The following is a 19712-nucleotide window of genomic DNA, read 5'->3' on the forward strand; positions in this document are numbered from 1 at the left end:
CATTCGAACGTAGCTTAACGAATTGAGATCGCTGCGCGCATAAATCGAAGTTTCCATGCCTCTGCTACGCTCGAACACAGCGGATAAATTCATTGTGGACCGCCGGAAACCGCACCGCAACAGCGATGTGGCGCGCGCGGTGCGCAAGACGCGCGACCGTCTTTCGCAGCAGGTTGGCAATCTCGACTTCGACCGTGAACTGCTGAAGCTGCATGCCGGGACCATGGTGCGCGGCGCAGCCGTCATCCCACTGCTGGTGTTGGCGGTCGCGGCGGCCGGGCTGCTGGCCGGTGTGGACAAACAGATCAGCGTCTGGGCGCTGTTCACCCTGATCTGCTATTCGATCGTCGCCTTCATGGCGCGGCGCGTCGGCCGCACCGAAGCTGCCGAGCTCAACCCTGTTCGCACCCGCAGGGATTTTCTGATCGGCCATTCGCTGTGCGGGCTCGGCTGGGCGTGGTTCGCCTGGCTCGGCTGCGCCACCTGCCAGATCGACCAGTTCCAGGTGGCCAAGGCGGTGGTGCTGCTGCTGGCCATGGCGACGACCGCTATCATGGCGTCGTCCTTGCGCGGCTCGCTGCTTGCCACCTTCGTCGTTCCGGTGGCGGTCTATGCCTATGCCGAAACGAAATTTTGGGTGCCGGTCGGGACGATCATGGTCGCCCTGCTGGTCGCGGCATTGCCGTTCTTTGCCTATATCGCGCGCCATCTCAACCGCTCGTCGCTGATACTTCTGTCCTTCCGCTCCGAAAAGGATGCGCTGCTCGCCGAGGTGGAGACCGCGAAATCGATGTCGGACGAAGCTCGTCGGCGGGCCGAAGACGCCAATCTGGCGAAGTCGCGCTTCCTTGCTTCTATGAGCCATGAGCTCAGGACGCCCCTCAACGCCATTCTCGGTTTTTCCGAGGTGATGGCCAATGAGGTGCTCGGGCCGATGAGCAACCCGACCTATCGCGACTACGCCGGCGACGTGCACGATTCCGGCCAGCATCTGCTCGACCTGATCAACGAAATCCTCGATCTGTCGCGCATCGAGGCCGGCCGCTATCAGCTCAACGAAGAGCCGGTGATGCTGCTCAACATCGCCGAAGATTGCTGCCACATGATGGAATTGAAGGCGCGCAACAAGGACATCCGCATCGTCCAGGATTTCGAAAGTGCCCTGCCGCGGCTGTTCGCCGACGAGCGCGCGGTGCGGCAGATCACGCTCAACCTCCTGTCCAACGCCATCAAATTCACCGCCACCGGCGGCGAAGTTCGCGTGCGCGTCGGCTGGACGGCGGGCGGCGGCCAGTACATTTCGGTCAAGGACAATGGGCCGGGCATACCGGAAGACGAAATCCCGATCGTGCTGTCCGCCTTCGGCCAGGGCTCGATCGCCATCAAGAGCGCCGAACAGGGCACCGGGCTCGGACTGCCGATTGTGCAGGGCCTGCTCGCCATGCATGGCGGCGAATTCGAACTTCAGTCGAAATTGCGCGAAGGCACCGAGGCAATCGCCATCTTCCCGCTCGCCCGAGTGATGGAGGAACTGCCGGCGCTGCCGACAAAGGCGGTCGAGGCGGCTCGCCGACGCTGACAGCTTGTTCTAGGCTTTGACCGCCGCCGCCATGCCCGAACTGGTAAGCGCCGCCGCCTTGACCAGACCGGCGGCAAGGGCGGCCCCTGCCCCTTCGCCGTGGCTGATGCCGAGATCGAACAGCGGCCTGAGGCCGAGCCGCTCAGCGGCAAGCCTTTGGCCGGACTCCGGCGACAGACTGGCCAGCAGGCAATGGTCGAGCGCACCCGGGTTGGCGGCGTGCAGCACGGCAGCGGCGGCGGTCGCGGCGAAGCCGTCGAGCAGCACCGGGATTTTCTGCATCCGGGCGGCGAGGATAGCGCCAGCAATGGCCGCGAATTCGCGGCCGCCGACCCGGCGCAGTGCTTCCAGGGGGTCCTTCAGAGCCGCACCATGCAAGGCGACGGCTTTATCGACTACATCAGCCTTGCGCGCCTGCATGGCCGCGTCGGCGCCCGAGGCGGGGCCGACCCAGTCGGCGCCGCTGCCACCGAACAGGGCAGCGCACAAGGCCGCCGCAACGGTGGAGTTGCCGACGCCGAGATCGCCAAGGCAAATCAGATCGGCGCCACCGGCGATGGCTTCCATGCCGAAGGCCATGGTGGCGGCGCAGCCGCGTTCGTCGAGGGCGGCGTCCTCGGTGATGTCGGCGGTCGCAATGTGCAGCGCCAGGTCGAACACCTTGAGGCCAAGATTGTTGGCGACGCATATCTGGTTGATTGCCGCACCGCCGGCGGCGCACAGCTCAACGGCGTTGGCGGTCGCAGCGACAGGGCGCGGCGAGATGCCGTGGCGGGTGACGCCATGGTTACCGGCGAAGATCGCCACCAGGGGCCGGTTCACCGCCGGCGGGGCGCGCCCGCTCCAGGCAGCAAGCCATGCGGCGATGTCCTCGATGCGGCCAAGCGAGGCTTTCGGCTTGTCGGCCTTGGAAAACAGGGTGCGCACCCTGTTTTCCGCGACTGTATCGGCAGGCGGCAGGCTCGCCAGCAGATTGCGAAAATCGTCGAAGGGCAGCGCGCTGGTCATGTCGGTCCTGATCATCCCTTGTGGTTGATCAGCGGCATAACCGCCTTGCCCGGCTGGCACAACCTCCCCGACATTGGCGCGAAAGCGGTTGCCCGCGCCGCATTCCGAAGGGCTTGCATTGGCTTTGCCGTTGCACCATGTGGGGATGGAACGAGGGATTCCGGACGGAACCTTCAAGAGAAAGTCATGACGGCCATCGAATCCCCGTGCATCCTGGTCTGTTCGATCGACATGAAAACCGGCTTCTGCTTCGGCTGTGGCCGCACGCGCGATGAAATCGGCGCCTGGATGGGGATGACGCCGGAGGTACGCCGCAGCGTCATGGCCGAGTTGCCGGCCCGATTGGAAACGGTCGAGCGCCGGCCGCGCCGGGAAACACGCCGCAGCCGCATGGCGCGCGAGCGCGACGTCCTCTCTTGAAACGGCAGGTCCAATGAACCGACTGTTCTGGATCGTGATGGCGGCAATCGGCCTCGGGCTGGTGCTGCTGATGATCAACAACGACGCCGGCAGCACGTTCGGCATCGAGAATTACGATTTCAGCCGTCTGGTCTGGCTGGGGGCGATCGGCTTGCTGGTCAGCGCCGGCCTTGTCCGGTCCGGCAGGCCGCTGGGCGTCATGGCCCGCAATCTCGGCAAGTGGGCCGTGATCGTGTTGGCGCTCGTCGCCGGCTACCAGTACCGCTACGAGTTGCAGGATTTCGCCAACCGGGTGACGGCGGGCCTCGTTCCCGGCAGCCCGCTGGCGCTCGGCGTCGAGGACGGCCATGCCACCGTGACCCTGGACAAGGCCGACAGCGGCCATTTCGAGGCCCGCATCACGATCAACGGCGCACCGATCCGCACCGTCGTCGATACCGGCGCGACCAGTACAGTGCTCACCGCCGAAGACGCGCAGGCCGCCGGCTTCAATCCGGCCGCGCTGAGCTTCACCGTCCCGGTCTCGACCGCCAATGGCATGGCGCGCGCCGCTTCGGTGCGCACCGACGAACTGGCGATCGGCGGCATCGTGCGCAAGAACATGCAGGTCATGGTCGCCGCGCCCGGCGCGCTCAGCCAGAGCCTGCTCGGCATGAATTTCATCGGTTCGCTGTCGGGTTTCGACGTGCGCGGCAACCGGATGATTCTGCGCGACTGAACTGCTTAAGCGGCCTTTTCAACACGGTCGAAATCGACGGCAGCGAACGCTGCCTTCAGCACATCCGGTCCGGCGCCGGGTTTCGTCGCGTCGGTGGACAGTATCTGCCGGAAGCGGCGCGCGCCCGGCAGGCCGTGGAACAGCCCGACCATGTGGCGAGTGACGTGGCCGAGCCGCCCGCCCTGCTCGATATGCCGCGCCGCATAGTCGGCCATCGTGTGGATCAGCGCGGCAAAATCGTAGGCGCCGGCCTTGCCGCCGTAGAATGCCGCGTCGACGCCGGCCAGGATGCCTGGCGTGTGGTAGGCGGCGCGGCCAAGCATGGCGCCATCGACATGATCGAGGTGGCGAGCCGCCTCTTCGAGCGATTGAACGCCGCCATTGATGCCGATGAATTTGTTCGATTTTCCCGCCTTGAGGCGATAGACCCTGTCATAGTCGAGCGGCGGGATGTCGCGATTTTCCTTCGGGCTCAGACCCTCCAGCCAAGCCTTGCGCGCATGCACCCACAGCGCGTCGGCGCCGGCCGCGAAAACGCCGTCGGCCAGCGCGTCGAGCGCGGGCTCCGGATCCTGCTCGTCGACGCCGATGCGGCATTTGACCGTCACCGGGATTTTCACCGCCGCCTTCATCGCCGCCACACAATCGGCGACGAGGTCAGGCACTTTCATCAGGCAGGCGCCGAACGTGCCGGACTGGACGCGGTCGGACGGACAGCCGACATTGAGATTGATCTCGTCGTAGCCGAAGCCCTCGCCGATGCGCGCCGCCTCGGCCAGCTTTTGCGGATCGGAGCCGCCGAGCTGCAGTGCCACCGGATGTTCGGTCTCGTCAAAACCAAGCAGCCGCTCGCGCGCACCATGGATGACAGCGTCCGCCACCACCATTTCGGTGTAGAGCAGCGCACGCTGCGTCAACTGGCGGTGGAAGAACCGGCAATGCCGGTCGGTCCAGTCCATCATGGGTGCAATAGCCAGTCTATGATCTTGATTTTTCAGCATTTTTTCTTTAACATCAAATCGTTAGAGCAGCCCGAGTGCACGCGAATTTACGCCAGAATACGACCCTTTTCGCCACGTTTCGATCTCTCAGTGCACACGGAGCGCACACGAGAAAATGGCCACCTACACAAAACTCTCGTCCGGTTCATGGCGTGTCCAAGTCCGTCGCAAGGGTCGCTACGTTAGCGAGACCTTTCTGCGCCGAGACGACGCCAGGCGCTGGGCAACCTAAACCGAGCGCCAAGTCGATCGCGGTGAGACGCCGACCAAGTCCGTATAGCGCGCCTGAAAACTTTCGGCGAACCCATCGACCTTCATATCGACGACATGTGCGATGTAGGCAAGTCCCCTCGCCGCTCCAAGGCCGCAGCCCTCGATATGCTCCAAAGACATCTGGGGAAGTGCAACATAGCTGCCCTTGATCGCGAACGGCTCATTCGTTTTGGTCGCGACCGGGCCGCCCAAGGTGCCGGACCGATGACGCTCGGCATCGACATTGGCTTTGTAAAACTCATTCTGGCTCATGCCGCTGCGGTGCACGGTCTGCCCGTCAAGGTCGAACCGGTTGATCTCGCGCGTATTGCCCTGAAGAGGCTTCGCGTGGTTGGAAAGGCCATCAGCGCGACAGGCGCCCGACGCAGGATGAACTCGACAGGCTCATCGGTCACTTCGTGTCACCATGACGACGTTTCAGATAGCCCATTTAGATGGACCCGTTGCCATCCGATGATTTAGCGGGCTTAGGTTATACTGGCCCGAAGGTGGAGGAGCGCATGCCGGGGCAGTTTGCAATCGGGGTCATCGGCTACGCTGTCGCGGTAAACTTGCTGGCTTACGCCACCATGTCGTTCGACAAGGCTAAGGCCAAAAACGGTGCCCAACGCATTCCAGAGTCGACGCTTCTTACACTCGCCATCATTGGCGGTAGCATCGGGACTGTGATCGCGCAAAAGACGATCCGGCACAAGACGCGCAAGGAGCCGTTCCGCTCCAGCCTCGCTCGCATCGTCCTGCTCCAAGTCCTCGCGGTAATCGCGATTGAAGTGGGATTGCTCTTTCCGGGATTGCCCGAAGCGCTCTCGCAATTACTGACATTCGGAGGCGAATTCGGGGGCCTCTAGTTTCAAGGGTGTCAAGAGCGGACGTTCAAGCGGCACCGGATCAGCGATGAATGCCGGCGCGCGCCCTACCGGAACCGACCCCGACTGCTGGCCATCAATGCGCGGCTAGCGTCAACCTTCGCGAAAAAGGGACGAGCATCGGCACCTTTCGCGAGTACGCGTCGTATTCTGGAAAGGCGGCCAAGGACAAGACGCGTACTTCGTTCAACATCCGCCGGTATTGAATTGCAAAATTCACTGCGAGGAGCCAAGAATCGCGATCGTGGTTACCCGGTAGCCAGGCCATTGGAACCAGTTCGCGAATTCGGCGTTGCGAGCGGATGATCAGAAGTTTCGCTTACGCTCTTATCCTCGTCCAGGTGTCCATGGCGACCGCGCTGGCTACACAGGTATTCCTGTCGACCGCCGAGGAAGCCCGTAGCTCAGAACTCTCGCTGGCGCCGGCGCCAGGCGAAGAGGGATGCGCCAAGGCGATGTGGCCCAATATTCCGGAACGATGTCTGCAACGAGTCGAGCCGAAGGTGGTGACGCTCGTGCTCAGCCAAAACAACTATTGGCGCATGGCGCTTTCTGATATGCAGCTGGCTTGCGCCGCTGGCTGCGCTGCCGCAGGACCACCAACGCTCCGTTAAGCCTCGCTCAATCTTTGCAAGCTATCTTGTTGCCAGTTTGTCGAGGGTGACATGAAGCGCAAGTCGATAATGCTCTTTGCCTTCCCAGCTCTGATCCTGCTTATCTTGGCAGGGGAGCGCATGGCGACTTTCTTGCTGGGAGCATATCCGGCCAGTCCCACAATGTGGCGGTTTTGGCTTGAACTAAGGCCGCTGTCGACCATGTTCTGGCAACAGGTCGATCTTTATCTCGGGTCGTCGATGGTTTTTGATGCCTTGATGCTGGCCGCCGCGTCGACCGCTTGCTGGATGGCGTGCCGCACAAGAAGGTCGGCCGCGTTCTTCTTCCTTGCCAACCACGTCGCCCTGCTTTTCGCCGGGTTGATGATCGCTGTCACCAGCCATTCCGAAACAGCCAGCACGATCGCCTCTTTCACGGTACCCGGCGGCCTTCCGTTCCAACTAACGGTCGATTTCACCTTGAAGAACAGTCTTGTGCTGTTTCTGGGCGTGACGGCATGCGCCTACTGCCATGTCATCTTCCTCAGCGAAACCCGACAGCGGTCCGAAGCGCTGGCCGCTAGGCTCGTTGCTCTGCAGCGAGATCTCTAGGATAGCCCCACCTTTTTCCGGCGTTAGTTGATCTTCCGGTAGTAAACCTTGCCGTCGGCCTGCTCTATGCGCTGGTAGTCGGGGCTTGGGGCAGGCGCTGCAGCTGCAATCCTCCTTTTGGGCGGACGCGGTGTATCGACGACGCTGGGCTCGGTCGCGTCTTCACCATCGAGAACAGCAGGCGCCTCCGCCATGCTGCTGGTCGTGTCGACGGAAGGTTCCGCTGCGCTCGACGTGATTTCGTCATGGACAATAGGCTGGTTCTGTTCCAGCCGGGCTATGCTCCGGTTGATTTCGCCAAAGCTGCTCTGCAGTTGAGTGTCCAGTTTTTCAAATCGGCTCTGAAAACCGTTGTTGACCGTGTCCAGCCGGCCCCCGATTCGTTGTTCAAACGTCCCGAGTTGTTCCAGGCGCCCTTCCAGAAAGCGCATATCGCTGATGCCGCGGTATAGATAAACCGCGGCTACCATATTCACCAAAGTGAGCAGGGACGTGCCGATGATGACCGCGCCGATAATGCTTTTGTCGCTCGGTTTCACAACGGCAGCTTGCTCTCCGGTGCGGGCTGCTGTCCCAATCTCGATTGCCGGCATGTCCGGTTCGCTGATCATCGTCATTGAACCACCACCTTTGCGCCGATCGCGACGCGCTTGAAGAGATCGATCACATCGGTGTTGGTAAGGCGAAAACACCCCGATGTTCCGTCGAAGCCAACACCCTTGGGATCGTTGGTTCCGTGTATCCGATAGAGCGTGTCACGCCCGTCCCGAAGCAGATAGAGCGCCCTGGCGCCGAGTGGGTTGTAGGGACCGGCAGGCACCATTTGCGGCAGGTCCGGCTGGCGGGCGCGCATTTCGCGGGGTGGGCGCCATTCCGGCCATTCGGTCTTCGCCCCCACCTTGACGACCCCGGTCCAGCCAAATCCGTCGCGTCCGACGCTGATCTGATAGCGAAGCGCCTGGCCCTGTCGGGTCACCAGGTAAAGCGCTTTCTCGCCCTTGCGGATAACGATTGTTCCGGGCTGTTCTGTCGTCTCGAAGGCAACTGTCTTGCGCAGGCTGGGGCCCATTGCCGGCAGCGGCGGCCGATCCGAAAGTGCCGATCGCGCGCTGGCAAAATCCTGGACCGACATCGCCAGCGCCATGCCCATGGCGCAGACCAACCCAAGGACGATCCGATACCTATTTGGCAGCAGCGTCATCGAGCCGCTCTTTGAACATCCGCTTCAGGTCCTTGTTGAAGCGCGCACGCCCATCCACCTCGGCAGGCAGGATAGCACGGTTCAACGCATCGGTGAGGAGCGCATTGTCCAGCGCGACCGACTTGATGTGCGGCGCCTTGAAGATCTTTTCGAGTTCGCTGCGCGAAAAATGGTTGCCGAACCATTTGCGCTTGTGCTTGTTGGCGACCAGCGTGATGCTGACAGCATTGCCACGCAACTCACGGATCTTCTTGTAGAGCCGTTTGCCTTGCCGCAGCGAGGCGACGTTGAGTTCGAAGACGATGAATATCTCATCGCTCGTCGACAGCACGGAATTGTGCCAAGGCGTCTCGATGTTCGGCAGGTCGATGACGATGTCGTCAAACCGGTAGGCGACGAGGTCCAGCAGCCGGAAGACAAAATCACTGCCCTGCGGTTCGAAAGGCAATTGCGGCCTCTCGAAGGAATAGAGCGTCAGCCCGGACGGGCGAGAGAGCTTGATGACATCCATCAGCTCGACGTCGAGCCTCTCCGGCTGGCCGATGATGCCGCCGAGGTCGAACTGGTTGAACTGGTTGAGATAGGCGCCGCAATTGGCGCTCTGGAAATCTAGGTCGACCAGACAGGTGGAAGCCGCCCGCTCTTTCGACTTCGATGACAGGAATTCGGCCGCCGAGAGAGCGAGCGTCGTCGCGCCGGCGCCGCCGCTCGCACTGATGAAGGTGATGATACGGCTTTTGGTTCCCTGGTTGCCGGTGTCGTGGAAGGTCACCGCATTGAGCAGTTCCTTGCCGTCGAGCGGCTTGTGCAGCCAGTCCGAAGCGTTCATGCGCACCAGCACACGCGTCTGCTCCGACGACAGTTCGTCCGAGACCGCGATAAGCGGCACGGTTGCCCAAAGGGCGCGCAGTTCGACGATGCCCGGCCTGCCGAGCAACTCGCCATTGCCGAGGTCGAGGATGACGATGCCGGGGCGCGTGTCCGCGGGCGGCCCTTTAAGGAAGTCACCGGTCTCGGAAATCCGGACATCATAGATCGCCAGCGCGTCGAGCCGCGTCGCCACATCGCGCTTGAAATTCGCATCCGACGAGAACAGGGCGACCTGCTTGCGTTTGGTCGGTGTAACCTTGGTGTTGATGGCGTTCATGGGTAGCTACTCTTCATGTCTTCGCCCGTAACCGTGCTCAGCATCGACGGCATGGTGAGATTGTCGAAACCTAGCAGTCCGCCGAGGAAGAAGAACTGGAAGGTCACGTTCTGCAAGCTGACGGTGATTGTCGGTACCGGTCCGCCTGGGCGGGTCTGGTAACCAAGCCCGGTGGCCGTATATCTGACGATCACATTGGCTGGCTGGAGCATTGGAAAGAAATGACACATGCCTGGCCGTCGTCCCGCACTAAGCGGCGGGCAGGTGCCCGCGCCCGTCGCGTCGCCTCGAAAAATGCGATTGAAGTTGGCGGCAGTAAAAGTTCCGGCCACGCATCCCGAACCGGAGCAACTGCACACGCTGGTGGCGCCATTGCACGTGTAGTCGTAGTTGCCGACGGGAATCGGATCGCCTGGCGTCGTCGCGGTTCCTGCTGCCGCAATCGTTGGCGCAATCGGCGTCGAAATCGACGCTAGGCGTGCGCCGATCTCGACGGCTTTGGTCGCGGCATTCCATTGGTACCATGCATATCCAAAGTCTACGAAGCCGAGGGTAAGTGTCAGGAGCAGGGTCATGCTGATGGCGAACTCCACCATCACAGCGCCAGTCTCATCTTTCCTGAACAGGGCTAATGCGCGCATTTCACCACCCGTTGTAACGTTCTTCGTGGGCGGCGGAAAAGGTAACAGGCCCCAGGCCGAGAAAAGTGAGAAGGGAGGCGCCGGTATATGTGAAAGAGGTCTCAAGTCGCACTACCCGGACATTGGCTGTCGCGCTGTGGTAGTTGGCCAAGCCAGTATTGGGGTCGATAGTCACCGGTATGACGAGGTGATTGAGATCGACCGTGACAGCCGCCGGCAGCCAACCGGTGACCCGGCTTGCAACATTGCAATTTCCACCACAGTTGTACGATCCTGTGGCGGCGATGTTCCGCGCATAGGTGACACAGTTGAGCGCCGTGTTAAACGTTTGATTACAGCGTGCGGCGTAGCGAGCCCCGTCATTGAGGCCAGCTTCGATTAGCAGCTTTTGATGGAGAAGATTGCCGAACTCGAAGACGCCCGCCGAAAGGCTGATCATCAATGGCGTGATCAAGGTCATTTCGACGAGAACCGTGCCTCGCTCCTCGAGGCCAAAACTGCGTAAAATAGACCTCAGCGAAGTCAGCATCACATCACCTGTAAAGCTGCGGTTCGTCACGCACGAAATTGTCGAGCGTTCCCTGTCCGCCTGCGGCGATGTCGACCAACTCGACCATGACGGAGGCATCGTCCGATGCCGATAGGACAGGCTCGGTCAGGAAGAAGCTGGCGAACGATTCGACGGGAAGATTCTCGCTGTGGCCAGACAGGTCATTGCCCAATGCTGAAAGAGCTTGGCAGTTGAGAATTGCCCCATAGAGTAACCTGCGGTCGACTGTCGTTATCGGGGCTTGACACGAATTCACAGGCGTTCCCCTCTCCCCTCCGGTCGATGCGGTTCCAACAAGGCCTGCCGAAATCTCGTAGCGATAGACCTCATAGCGTGTCGGCTTGGTTGTTGCCCAACTGGCCGGCTTGGCGGCGGCTCCGAAATTGGTGCTCCAGTAAGTGTTTAGATCCCAGTTCCCGTCACCTAGCCGAGAATTGATCTGCCCGGCATCCCGAGGCAGCCCCTGAGTGCCGGGCAGATTGAAGGTCAACTGGTTAAAGCTGGGGCACTGGCCCGCGCCTCCCTGAGTCTTTAGGGCGCCCTTTCGGACGTTGGCGGCAGGACCGTATTCTGCAGTGTTGAAGTGACCGCCGGTCGTCCTTATGCCAAACCGGACGTTGAATGCGTCCTGTACTGGGCCAGCGTTCTGCCCGGTTTTGGTGGTGACGTTGTTGTTTCCGTAGCAGCCTATCGGATTTGATGTCGCAATGGTTTGGGCGAGCGCCTGCGCACCGTTGCCGATGCCTTGGGGAGGCTCCAGGAAACCGAAATTGCCCGGCCCGGCGGCGGCGCCATTCCCGACTTTGCGGAGTTCGATCAGTCGGCGGCGCAGGTTCCGATCGGCTGCGGCTTGCTGCAGGGTTACGCCGCCCGGTGCGAGTTCGTACGGGTTGCACATAAATACTGGGGTGAAGTGGCATACGGCACTCTTGAAGCCTGCGACCGAAACCGCACCGATATCGAAGCCGTTTGTTGAGCTACCGACAAAAGTGGCGGGGAACATTGCCGCGAAACCAACCGGTGTGACGGTCACCTCAACGAATTTGGCTGCGGTCGGATCGGTAGTCACATTCGCGGGAACGATGGGATCGCTGTCATTAGTTGGGAGGCTACTCAGGTAGCGCCATGTCACTCCAGCTGCTGCTAGCGCTTCCGCGCCAGGCGGATCGCCGGCAGCTGGCTCAGCGAAACGGTACGTGTTGAAGACAAGCGTTGCGAGGGCGTTATTGCCGCGGGTGATCGCGTCCGACTTGCCATCGAGCTCCGCTGCGGTGGCCAACGCGAAAGCATCGGCGCCCTTCTGCAAGTCGTTGTGCAGACTGTTCGCCCGGCTCATGTCGATCACAAGCAACGCAAAACCAACGATCACAGGCAGCATGATTGCGACAAGGATCATCGCTATGCCGCGTTGATCGTCCCAGAACGCCCTAATGGTCCCCAACATGACCTTACTCTCTGCTTCCTTGCACCAGGTCCCTCGCTCACCCGGCGCAGTGCGACCGCATCCTTCTGTTCAATTCGCTCCGTTGGTCACACCCGGCCCGCCGACATTCACCGTTATCGCAGGCGGTGGCGGTGGTGGCGGTGGAAATTTGTAGCCCTGTGCAACAGCGGCTGCTCGGGCGCCGTCGCCTTCGATATGTGTGTTCTTCGCGTTCGGATTGAACGGATCGACCGCCTGCAGCAGCGAATTGTATTTCTGCGTATCGCCGGCGGCCAGGGTCACCGAATCGTAGTGGTTCAGATAGTCGGCGGCGCAGCCCGATAGCGCACCGGCGCACAGCAACAGGACCAAGGCGCTATTTCTTGACATAGAGCATCTTGTCCTTCGATTTGAAGTCCAGCATGTGGCCATAGGGGCCGGTCACACCGTCTCCTGTTTCATATTTGCGGATCATATCCTTGTTCACCTCGAGCTGACCGAGGATGAAGAACTCCGGATCGTTGGCCGGCCTCGTCTTGTCGAAAGGCGTCGCCAGTTGCTCGCCGGGTTTCACCGGCCGGACGATATGCGGCGTGACGATCACGACGAGTTCGGTCTCTTCCTTCTGGTTGCTCGAATTGCGGAACAGTGAGCCGATGACCGGAACCTGGCCGAGCCACGGCACCTGGTTCTGCAGCTTGGTGGTCTTGCTGGACAACAACCCGCCGACAGCGAAACTCTGGCCGTCGCGCAGTTCGACGACGGTCGCCAGCTTGCGGTTGGTGAAGATCGGGTCGCCGGCGGTGGTGAAACCGGTCAGGTCGCTCACCTCCGGCGCCAGCTTCATATGGATCTTGCCGTCGTCGAGTACGACCGGCGTGAACAGCAGATTGACGCCGAATTGCTTGTACGTGATGGTTACCTCACCATCGGTGCCGACGACACGGATAGGCACTTCGCCCCCGGCGTTGAAGCTGGCCGGCTCACCGGACAGCGTGGTGAGATTGGGCTCAGCCAGCGTGCGCACAGCCCCCTTGGCCTCAAGCGCTTCAATGATCAGGTCGACCTTGATGTTGCTGTCGATGACGCGGGTGATCAGCGCCGCGAAGGGACTACTGTTCGACAGTAGACCGCTAAGCAGACCGCCCGGTCCAAGCACCACATCGTCTTCGTCGACAGCGGCAATGCCGGTTCCGGTGCGTGACGTGCCGCTACCGTTTGTGCTCCTGATCGACACACCGAGGTCGCGCCCGGTATTGCGCTTTGCCTCGAGCACACGCACCTCGAGATTCACCTGCTGGCTGTCGTCGACGATGACGGAATTTATGATGGCGTCGGGGCCATATTGCTGCACCACCTCAAGGATCGATGCCAGCGTGGCGCCGTCCTTGACATGGCCGCCAAGCCTCACCTTGCCGTTGATCGAACCGATCTCGATGCGCGCCCGAGGCGCCACCTGACGGATCGCCTGCGCCATGTCGCTGACATCGACACCGACTTCGATCTGGACGACGCCCAGCGAACGCTTTTCCGGGGAGAAGAGATTGACCGTGGTGGTGCCGGCGCTCTTGCCTATGACATAAAGCGTCCGGTCGGTCATCGGCTGGGCATCGGCGATCTTTTCGTCGCCGACGACGATATCGCCGAGATTGGCGCTCACCTGGAGCGTCACCGACTGTGACATCGGCAGGAAGACGCGATGGACGCTGGGGTTCGACACGTCGATGAAACGGTCAGCCGCATCGGCCGCAAGGCCCGATAGCACCAGCGCAGCCAGACCGGACAACGCGGCCGCCCCCATCCTAGCCCAAATCCCCTGCATCCTATCTCCCCAATCACTGCCGCCGGCAGCCCTCGATTGCCGCGTGTCTGCTATGGTTGTCGCGGCACATCGTAGGATTCGAGCTTCACGCCGCGAAACACGCCCACTGTAACATTCTTCGGCGGTTCCGGCTGTACGTATTTTACCACTTCCTTAACGACTTCCCGGACTTCCGGCGCGGACGCCACGGCCGGAGCCGGCTTCACTTTGCCCAACTCGTCGAGGCGGCTTCCCACTCTGTCCACCGCCTGGGTCAATCCGGCAATCGTGTCGTCGGCGCGCTTGCGCTCAGCCGCGGCCGCAGCGTCGACCGCCGCCTGCTTATCGAGTTCGGCCTGCCTCTTCGCGACATCCGCAGGCGTCTCGCCGCTCAGGTCAGACAATGTCACGCGTTCGGTCGCCTCGCCTTTGCTTGCGGCAGCCTGGCGAAGGGCCAGCGACAATTGGCCTGCCCCGGCCGCTAATGTCAGCTTCTGGGCGTCCTTGGTGCTGGCCTCTAGCGTCACCGACTTCACAACCGTCGGGCTGTCCTTGCTTTCATCCGCCACCTGGTCGATGGCGAGCACCTTCATGCTCTGCAGCAGCACGTCGACAAAACTCTGGTCCGCGCCGCCATCGCCGCGCACCGTGCGCGTCAGCAGCACATCGACCCGGTCTCCGGGGAAAACGAAACCAGCTACCCCGAGCACATCATTGACCCTGATGGAAACGGCTTTCATGCCCTCACCAAGCACCGCCGAAAGTGTGGCGCGCTGGCCTGGGCCGGTGACCTTGGAGGAAAGTACGGGCTCGTTGGCGCCGATCGCCTGCAGTGCCTGCTTCGGAGCTTCGCCGGCCAAAATCTCTTTCGTTGTCCTGAAGGCACCGGCCGGAACCGCGCCAGCCGGCCACGCGATTTCGCGCAACTTGTCAGCCGACAGCGTATCGCCGAATTTCAAAGACACTGCGGCTACCACCACAGTGTCGCGCTGCAGGCCATTAGCCTCAGCCAGCGCGCTACGCTGACTGGCCAGCCAGAAGTTTACAAGAACCACCGCCAGCACGCCGAATACGCCAGCGAGTACGATCATGATAAGCGTGTTGGCGCGCATGTCCCAAGCCCCAAGCCCCGATGCGGGATTCGCCCGCTGCGATCGGATTCAGGCCCGGCTCGAACGATCCGGGCCTGAATGTAGTCAGGCGATCAGCTGCCTGTGCCGGCGGCCGCGTTGCAGGTGCCAGTCGGGTGCCCGTCGAGGGCGGTGCAGAGCGCCGAGAAACGACCGTTCACCCATCCGCCGATGGCGAGGACAGTCAGGATCGATGCCACGGCGATGATGCCGATGAGGATGGAATATTCGACCATGGCAGCGCCGTTTTCGTCGTCGCGGAACTGCCGGGTCATCGTCATGAGCTTCTTCATGTCAATTTCTCCCTGTGGAGGTTGGAACCCGACGAGACAGAGCCAAGGATGAACCCCATACCCAAGCATCCCCCGTCACCTCGATCCTAGGTCGCACGAAAAAGCAGAGTCAAACGGATTAACGGTTCCTTAACCTTCCAATACCTGAACTTGCGAACGCAAGAGCCATTTGAATTATAACAAGAGCTTGATTCGGCTGGATTTTCAACCGTCCTTAACCATTCGTTCACAATTTGGCCGCAGCCAACGCAAAACGACAGTCGTATTAGCAAAACTGCATATTCCTTTATATCTAACGGTTTACGGGGATCTTTCACCCGCATCTCATTTGTTGCGGTATTGAAAGGTCCCGTGAGCCGGAAGTTTGGGAGAGGGCTAAGCGCGCGGCGTCGAAATAAAACGATATTTTTCTGGCGTCCTCCTTAACTATGTTGAAAGCATTGGCCTCACGTGAGACCCTCCAGCGCTTGTGCCTCGCTTGGTTAACGGTTAGTTTCCGCTAATAAGGGCTAGCGGGGTATAAGGGATTATGCTGGGGCGGTTTATCAAGGGACCAAGCGAGCAGCAGGCCGCGGTAAGGGCGGAGCAGCCGACGGTGCTGCCTGCCGCTCCGGCCCTTTCGCCGGCCGCTGATGTTGAATCCCGCGGCGACGATTTCCTGACGCTCAAGGTCGAGATCCACAGTCACCTGATCGACCGGTTCAATCTTGCCGCGCTTGAAACGGCATCGAAAGATGAGATCCTGAACGAAATTCGGCCGATTGTGCGCGAATTCGTGCGCGGCCGAAGTGTGCCGCTGAATGCGCGTGAACTCGACCAGTTGACCAGTGACACGGCCGACGAGATGCTCGGGCTCGGGCCGATCGAGCCGCTGCTCAAGGACGACTCCATTACCGACATCCTGATCAATACCCACAAGCGTGTCTTCATTGAGCGGCGTGGCCTGGTTGAAGAGACGGCCATCCGGTTTCGTGACGAGGCGCATCTGCTGCGCGTCATCAACAAGATCGTTTCGGCTATCGGCAGGCGTGTCGATGAATCGTCGCCGATGGTTGACGCCCGCCTGGCGGACGGCTCGCGCGTCAACATCGCGGTGCGGCCGATCTCGGTGGACGGTCCGCTGGTATCGATCCGCAAATTCTCCAAGAACCCTTATTCGCTCGAGCGTTTGATGGCATTTAATTCGATCCGGCCGCCGATGATCGAGCTGCTACGGATCGCCGTCCAGGCGCGCAAATCGATCCTGGTTTCGGGCGGCACCGGCAGCGGCAAGACCACCTTGCTCAATGCGCTGTCGAGTTACATACCATCGAAGGAACGACTGATCACCATCGAGGATGCGGCCGAGTTGCAGCTGCAGCAGCCGCATGTCGGCCGGCTGGAGACGCGCCCCCCCAATGTCGAGGGCAAGGGCGAGGTGCGCCAGCGCGAATTGCTGAAGAACGCGTTGCGCATGCGGCCGGACCGCATCATCGTCGGCGAGGTGCGCGGCGAGGAAGCCTTCGACATGCTGCAGGCGATGAACACCGGCCATGAGGGGTCGATGACCACCATCCATGCCAACACGCCGCGCGACGCGATCTCGCGGCTTGAACAGATGGTCGGCATGGCCGGCATGCCGATGACGCATGATTCAATCCGGGCGCAGATTGCCTCCGCCATTGACATCATCGTCCAGACACAGCGTCTTTCGGACGGCGGCCGGCGTGTCACCTCCATATCGGAGCTGACTGGCATGGAGGGTAATGTCGTCCAGCTTCAGGAAATCTATCATTTCGTCCGCCGTGAGGTCACAGCCGAGGGCAAGGTCATCGGAGACTTTCGCGCAACCGGCGTCCGCCCGCGGTTCGCTCCGGAGGCCGCAACCCTGGGGCACCATTTTGCCAAGGACGCCTTCAACCCGCAGGTTGCCCTCTGATGCTAACGGGTCAAGCTCTGCTGTATTTCATCTATATGCTGGCGGCGGCCTCGGTCATTCTCGCCGGTGAAGCCCTTTATCTTTCCTTTGCCGGCCGCCGCTCCCGGTCTATGGCAGTCAATCGCCGGCTGAAGCGACTCGCTGGCGACGTTCCGGCCGAACAAACGCTACAGGGGTTGCTGCGAGAGCGCGGTCTCACTGAATCCGGCGACTTTCTTTTTGGAATGGTCTGGCTGAACAGGCTCTATACCCAGTCCGGCATTACCGGAAATCCGTTGACCTTCGCCGCAACATTTCTGCTTGCAGGGCTGGCGATGGCGTTGCTGCTGGTTCTCTTCAATTTTTCCGCCTTGGCATCGCTCATTATCTTTCTGGTCATAGGGCTTGTCCTGCCGCTTCTCGTCCTCCGGCGTGCCCGCAACAAACGAATCCGGAAGTTCGCTAAACAGCTGCCGGATGCACTCGACATGATTGTTCGCTCGCTGCGGGCCGGACACCCTGCTTCGGTCGCGATCGGTCTGGTCGCGCGCGAAATGCCCGATCCGCTCGGCACCGAGTTCGGCATCGTCTCCGACGAGATCACCTTTGGTCTCAGCATCGAGCAGGCCGTGCGAAAGCTTTCGCAGCGTGTGGGCTTCGAGGGCCTTCAGCTGCTGTCGGTATCGCTGTCGATCCAGGCCAAGACGGGTGGCAATCTTACTGAAATTCTGGCCAATCTTTCCTCGGTTATGCGTGAACGGCAGAAATTGCGAATGAAAATCAGGGCGCTTTCGGCCGAAGGTCGTGTCTCCGCGTGGATCATCTCCTTGTTTCCTATTGTGATGTTCTTCACGCTTCAAATCCTTTCCCCAGCCTATTACGGCGCCGTCTGGGGCGACCCGCTCATCTTCCCGGTATTCCTGCTTTTTGGGTTGTGGGCGCTGCTTGGCGACTTCATCATGTACCGGATGGTTACTTTCGATTTTTGACTGGGGGCGACGAAAGAAATTGTTTTCGAACATTCAGGACCTGGGCTTCTTGGTGTCTATTGCCGTCTTTGTGGCGGCGGTGTCCTTCTTCCTGTTCGGTGCGCTTGTCTTCTTGCCGGCTCTGCAGACACGAAAGCTCGTTGCGCAGAGCCTGATGGGCGAAAGGATTACAGACCGCCGATCGATGCTCGGACAAGACCAGCTTGCCAAGCTTGCGGCGCAACGGCCGGTCGATGCCTACTTCAAATCGATCGAGAGGGAGCGGGAAGAGCCAAACGCCTTGGAAGCGAAGCTGTTTCGCGCCGGCTTTTACCAATCAAGCGCGCCGCTGATTTATACGCTATCCCGTCTTGTCGCAGTCTGCGTCGGTTTTCTGGCAATGTATGCACTCCTGTCACGGGTTCTGCCGCCGCACCTGCCAGGTTTTATCACCCTTGCTGGCTCTGCCCTCTTCGGCCTGGCCTGCATGGTAATTCCCGCCATTCTGCTCGACCGTTTCGAGAACAGCCAGAAACAGATCTATCGTCGAGCCTTCCCCGACTTCATGGATATGATGATCACCTGCGCCGATGCCGGCATGAGCCTGGAGGGGGCGGTCGAACGCGTCAGCCATGAAATGGCCGCCACCCACAAATGGCTGGGAATACAGCTGTCGATCATGAATTTGCAACTGCGCGCCGGCAAACCCTTGCGGGAAGCGCTACGCGAACTCTCCGATCGCATCGGACTTGACGAGGCGCGGGCACTGGCTGTCCTGTTCCGTCAATCGGAAGAACTCGGCACCAGCCTTACCGACGCCCTGCGCGTCTACAGCGCGGAGATGCGCAGCCAGAGGATTCTGCAGGCGGAAGAGCGCGCCAATTCCTTGCCTGTCAAAATGATGATCCCACTGGGACTCTGCATCTTTCCTGTGGTGATGATGGTAATCATGCTGCCGGTGGTCATTCGCATGAAGGGGATTTTCTTCTAGTTGCGCACATGCTTTGGTCCTAATATGGGTCGGGGGACTCACGGGGAGATTGTATGAAAAGGCCAATTGCAGTCGTGGCCTGCCTGTTCATGGCGGCACTTGCCGGCTGCCAGACGAACGGGGCGGACGGTGTCGTTCGAACCAACGAGCCGTCGAAAGGCGACTTGACGTCATTTGGCGACGCTTTCGACGGATTGAAGACAGTTGGTGACGTCGAATATTATGCCTCGGATCAGGCTGTTGCCGAGGCCAAGAACCAGTTCCGCGCGGAAAATTACGGCAATGCCGGCGCCCTGTTCTTCAAGGCGACGCAGCTTGCCCGCAATGATGGTGGCGCCTGGATGGGACTGGCCGCCTCCTGCGACCGGATCCATCGCTTCGACCTTGCCGATCGGGCCTATGGCCGGGCCTTCAAGCTGTTGGGTGCGACGCCCGAATATTACAACAATATCGGCTATTCCTATCTGCTGCGCGGCAAGCTGCAGGACGCGCGCAGCAATTTCCTCAAGGCCTACGAACTGGCGCCCAATGATCCGACCGTGGTCAACAATCTGAAGCTGCTATCGTCCAGCGTGCAGAACGTCGAACGGTAGAGCGCCT

23 protein-coding genes are annotated in these 19712 nt (G+C 60.8%); 10 read left to right on the forward strand and 13 right to left on the reverse strand.

All coding sequences use genetic code 11. The features are described 5' to 3' along the window. The first annotated feature begins 55 nt into the window (after positions 1-55). Positions 56-1579 (forward strand): sensor histidine kinase, encoded by a 1524-nt coding sequence (locus ACYG9R_RS25920; protein WP_023824915.1) that lies wholly within the window; start codon positions 56-58, stop codon positions 1577-1579. Between the two features lie 9 nt (positions 1580-1588). On the opposite strand, the gene ACYG9R_RS25925 is transcribed toward ACYG9R_RS25920, so the two are convergent. Next, positions 1589-2587, reverse strand: a complete 999-nt coding sequence (locus ACYG9R_RS25925) for a nicotinate-nucleotide--dimethylbenzimidazole phosphoribosyltransferase (RefSeq protein ID WP_023816085.1) — start codon at positions 2585-2587, stop codon at positions 1589-1591. Between the two features lie 186 nt (positions 2588-2773). Here ACYG9R_RS25925 and ACYG9R_RS25930 point away from each other — a divergent pair, with 186 nt between their 5' ends. Further along, the gene (locus ACYG9R_RS25930) at positions 2774-3007 is read left to right on the forward strand and encodes a DUF1289 domain-containing protein (RefSeq protein WP_023824914.1); all 234 of its coding nucleotides are present in this window, start codon (positions 2774-2776) and stop codon (positions 3005-3007) included. Between the two features lie 13 nt (positions 3008-3020). Then, a complete protein-coding gene (locus ACYG9R_RS25935; RefSeq protein ID WP_023824913.1) occupies positions 3021-3725 on the forward strand; it encodes a TIGR02281 family clan AA aspartic protease in 705 nt (234 codons plus the stop codon). A gap of 5 nt (positions 3726-3730) precedes the next feature. Here ACYG9R_RS25935 and dusA read toward each other — a convergent pair whose 3' ends face one another. Beyond that, entirely contained in the window at positions 3731-4726 is a 996-nt protein-coding gene (dusA, locus tag ACYG9R_RS25940) for a tRNA dihydrouridine(20/20a) synthase DusA (protein ID WP_023824912.1), read from the reverse strand. Positions 4727-4954: 228 nt separating this feature from the next. Further along, positions 4955-5251, reverse strand: coding sequence for a hypothetical protein (locus ACYG9R_RS25945; RefSeq protein WP_023726601.1), 297 nt, complete (start codon positions 5249-5251; stop codon positions 4955-4957). Between the two features lie 248 nt (positions 5252-5499). On the opposite strand from ACYG9R_RS25945, the gene ACYG9R_RS25950 reads away from it, so the two are divergent. From ACYG9R_RS25950 to ACYG9R_RS25960, 3 genes are all read left to right on the forward strand, one after another. After that, positions 5500-5847, forward strand: coding sequence for a DUF1294 domain-containing protein (locus ACYG9R_RS25950; protein ID WP_023726602.1), 348 nt, complete (start codon positions 5500-5502; stop codon positions 5845-5847). Positions 5848-6167: 320 nt separating this feature from the next. Then, a complete protein-coding gene (locus ACYG9R_RS25955; protein ID WP_023824911.1) occupies positions 6168-6479 on the forward strand; it encodes a hypothetical protein in 312 nt (103 codons plus the stop codon). Between the two features lie 51 nt (positions 6480-6530). After that, a complete protein-coding gene (locus tag ACYG9R_RS25960) occupies positions 6531-7070 on the forward strand; it encodes a hypothetical protein (RefSeq protein WP_023726603.1) in 540 nt (179 codons plus the stop codon). 23 nt (positions 7071-7093) lie between these two features. Here the strand turns inward: ACYG9R_RS25960 and ACYG9R_RS25965 are convergent, their stop codons facing one another. The 10 genes from ACYG9R_RS25965 to ACYG9R_RS26010 form a co-directional block, all read right to left on the reverse strand. Next, positions 7094-7687 carry a hypothetical protein gene (locus ACYG9R_RS25965; protein ID WP_023824910.1) on the reverse strand — a complete coding sequence of 198 codons (594 nt, stop codon included), beginning with the start codon at positions 7685-7687 and terminating at the stop codon, positions 7094-7096. Beyond that, positions 7684-8271: a L,D-transpeptidase gene (locus ACYG9R_RS25970; protein WP_023689303.1), complete on the reverse strand. Its 588-nt coding sequence runs from the start codon at positions 8269-8271 to the stop codon at positions 7684-7686. Before ACYG9R_RS25970 ends, ACYG9R_RS25965 begins: the two co-directional genes overlap by 4 nt. Beyond that, a complete protein-coding gene (locus ACYG9R_RS25975; protein ID WP_023824909.1) occupies positions 8252-9418 on the reverse strand; it encodes an AAA family ATPase in 1167 nt (388 codons plus the stop codon). Before ACYG9R_RS25975 ends, ACYG9R_RS25970 begins: the two co-directional genes overlap by 20 nt. After that, positions 9415-10059: a TadE/TadG family type IV pilus assembly protein gene (locus ACYG9R_RS25980; protein ID WP_023824908.1), complete on the reverse strand. Its 645-nt coding sequence runs from the start codon at positions 10057-10059 to the stop codon at positions 9415-9417. Before ACYG9R_RS25980 ends, ACYG9R_RS25975 begins: the two co-directional genes overlap by 4 nt. 1 nt (position 10060) lies before the next feature. Next, on the reverse strand, positions 10061-10588 hold the full coding sequence (locus ACYG9R_RS25985; RefSeq protein ID WP_023824907.1) for a TadE/TadG family type IV pilus assembly protein: 528 nt from the start codon (positions 10586-10588) through the stop codon (positions 10061-10063). A 4-nt stretch (positions 10589-10592) separates the two neighbouring features. Then, a complete protein-coding gene (locus ACYG9R_RS25990) occupies positions 10593-12053 on the reverse strand; it encodes a pilus assembly protein TadG-related protein (RefSeq protein ID WP_023824906.1) in 1461 nt (486 codons plus the stop codon). Positions 12054-12122: 69 nt separating this feature from the next. Continuing rightward, positions 12123-12404, reverse strand: a complete 282-nt coding sequence (locus ACYG9R_RS25995; protein ID WP_352653324.1) for a hypothetical protein — start codon at positions 12402-12404, stop codon at positions 12123-12125. Between the two features lie 4 nt (positions 12405-12408). Next, positions 12409-13854: a type II and III secretion system protein family protein gene (locus tag ACYG9R_RS26000; protein WP_023824904.1), complete on the reverse strand. Its 1446-nt coding sequence runs from the start codon at positions 13852-13854 to the stop codon at positions 12409-12411. A 50-nt stretch (positions 13855-13904) separates the two neighbouring features. Continuing rightward, entirely contained in the window at positions 13905-14945 is a 1041-nt protein-coding gene (gene cpaB / locus ACYG9R_RS26005) for a Flp pilus assembly protein CpaB (protein ID WP_023824903.1), read from the reverse strand. Between the two features lie 92 nt (positions 14946-15037). After that, a complete protein-coding gene (locus ACYG9R_RS26010; protein WP_023824902.1) occupies positions 15038-15256 on the reverse strand; it encodes a Flp family type IVb pilin in 219 nt (72 codons plus the stop codon). A gap of 529 nt (positions 15257-15785) precedes the next feature. On the opposite strand from ACYG9R_RS26010, the gene ACYG9R_RS26015 reads away from it, so the two are divergent. From ACYG9R_RS26015 to ACYG9R_RS26030, 4 genes are read left to right on the forward strand one after another with little or no spacing between them, the layout of a single operon-like run. Beyond that, a complete protein-coding gene (locus ACYG9R_RS26015) occupies positions 15786-17174 on the forward strand; it encodes a CpaF family protein (protein WP_023734684.1) in 1389 nt (462 codons plus the stop codon). Next, positions 17174-18142, forward strand: a complete 969-nt coding sequence (locus tag ACYG9R_RS26020; RefSeq protein WP_023734683.1) for a type II secretion system F family protein — start codon at positions 17174-17176, stop codon at positions 18140-18142. Before ACYG9R_RS26015 ends, ACYG9R_RS26020 begins: the two co-directional genes overlap by 1 nt. Before the next feature lie 19 nt (positions 18143-18161). Continuing rightward, positions 18162-19112, forward strand: coding sequence for a type II secretion system F family protein (locus ACYG9R_RS26025; RefSeq protein ID WP_023734682.1), 951 nt, complete (start codon positions 18162-18164; stop codon positions 19110-19112). Positions 19113-19165: 53 nt separating this feature from the next. Further along, positions 19166-19705, forward strand: a complete 540-nt coding sequence (locus ACYG9R_RS26030; RefSeq protein WP_023734681.1) for a tetratricopeptide repeat protein — start codon at positions 19166-19168, stop codon at positions 19703-19705. Positions 19706-19712: the final 7 nt, after the last annotated feature.

The organism is Mesorhizobium sp. RSR565B, from assembly GCF_054719465.1.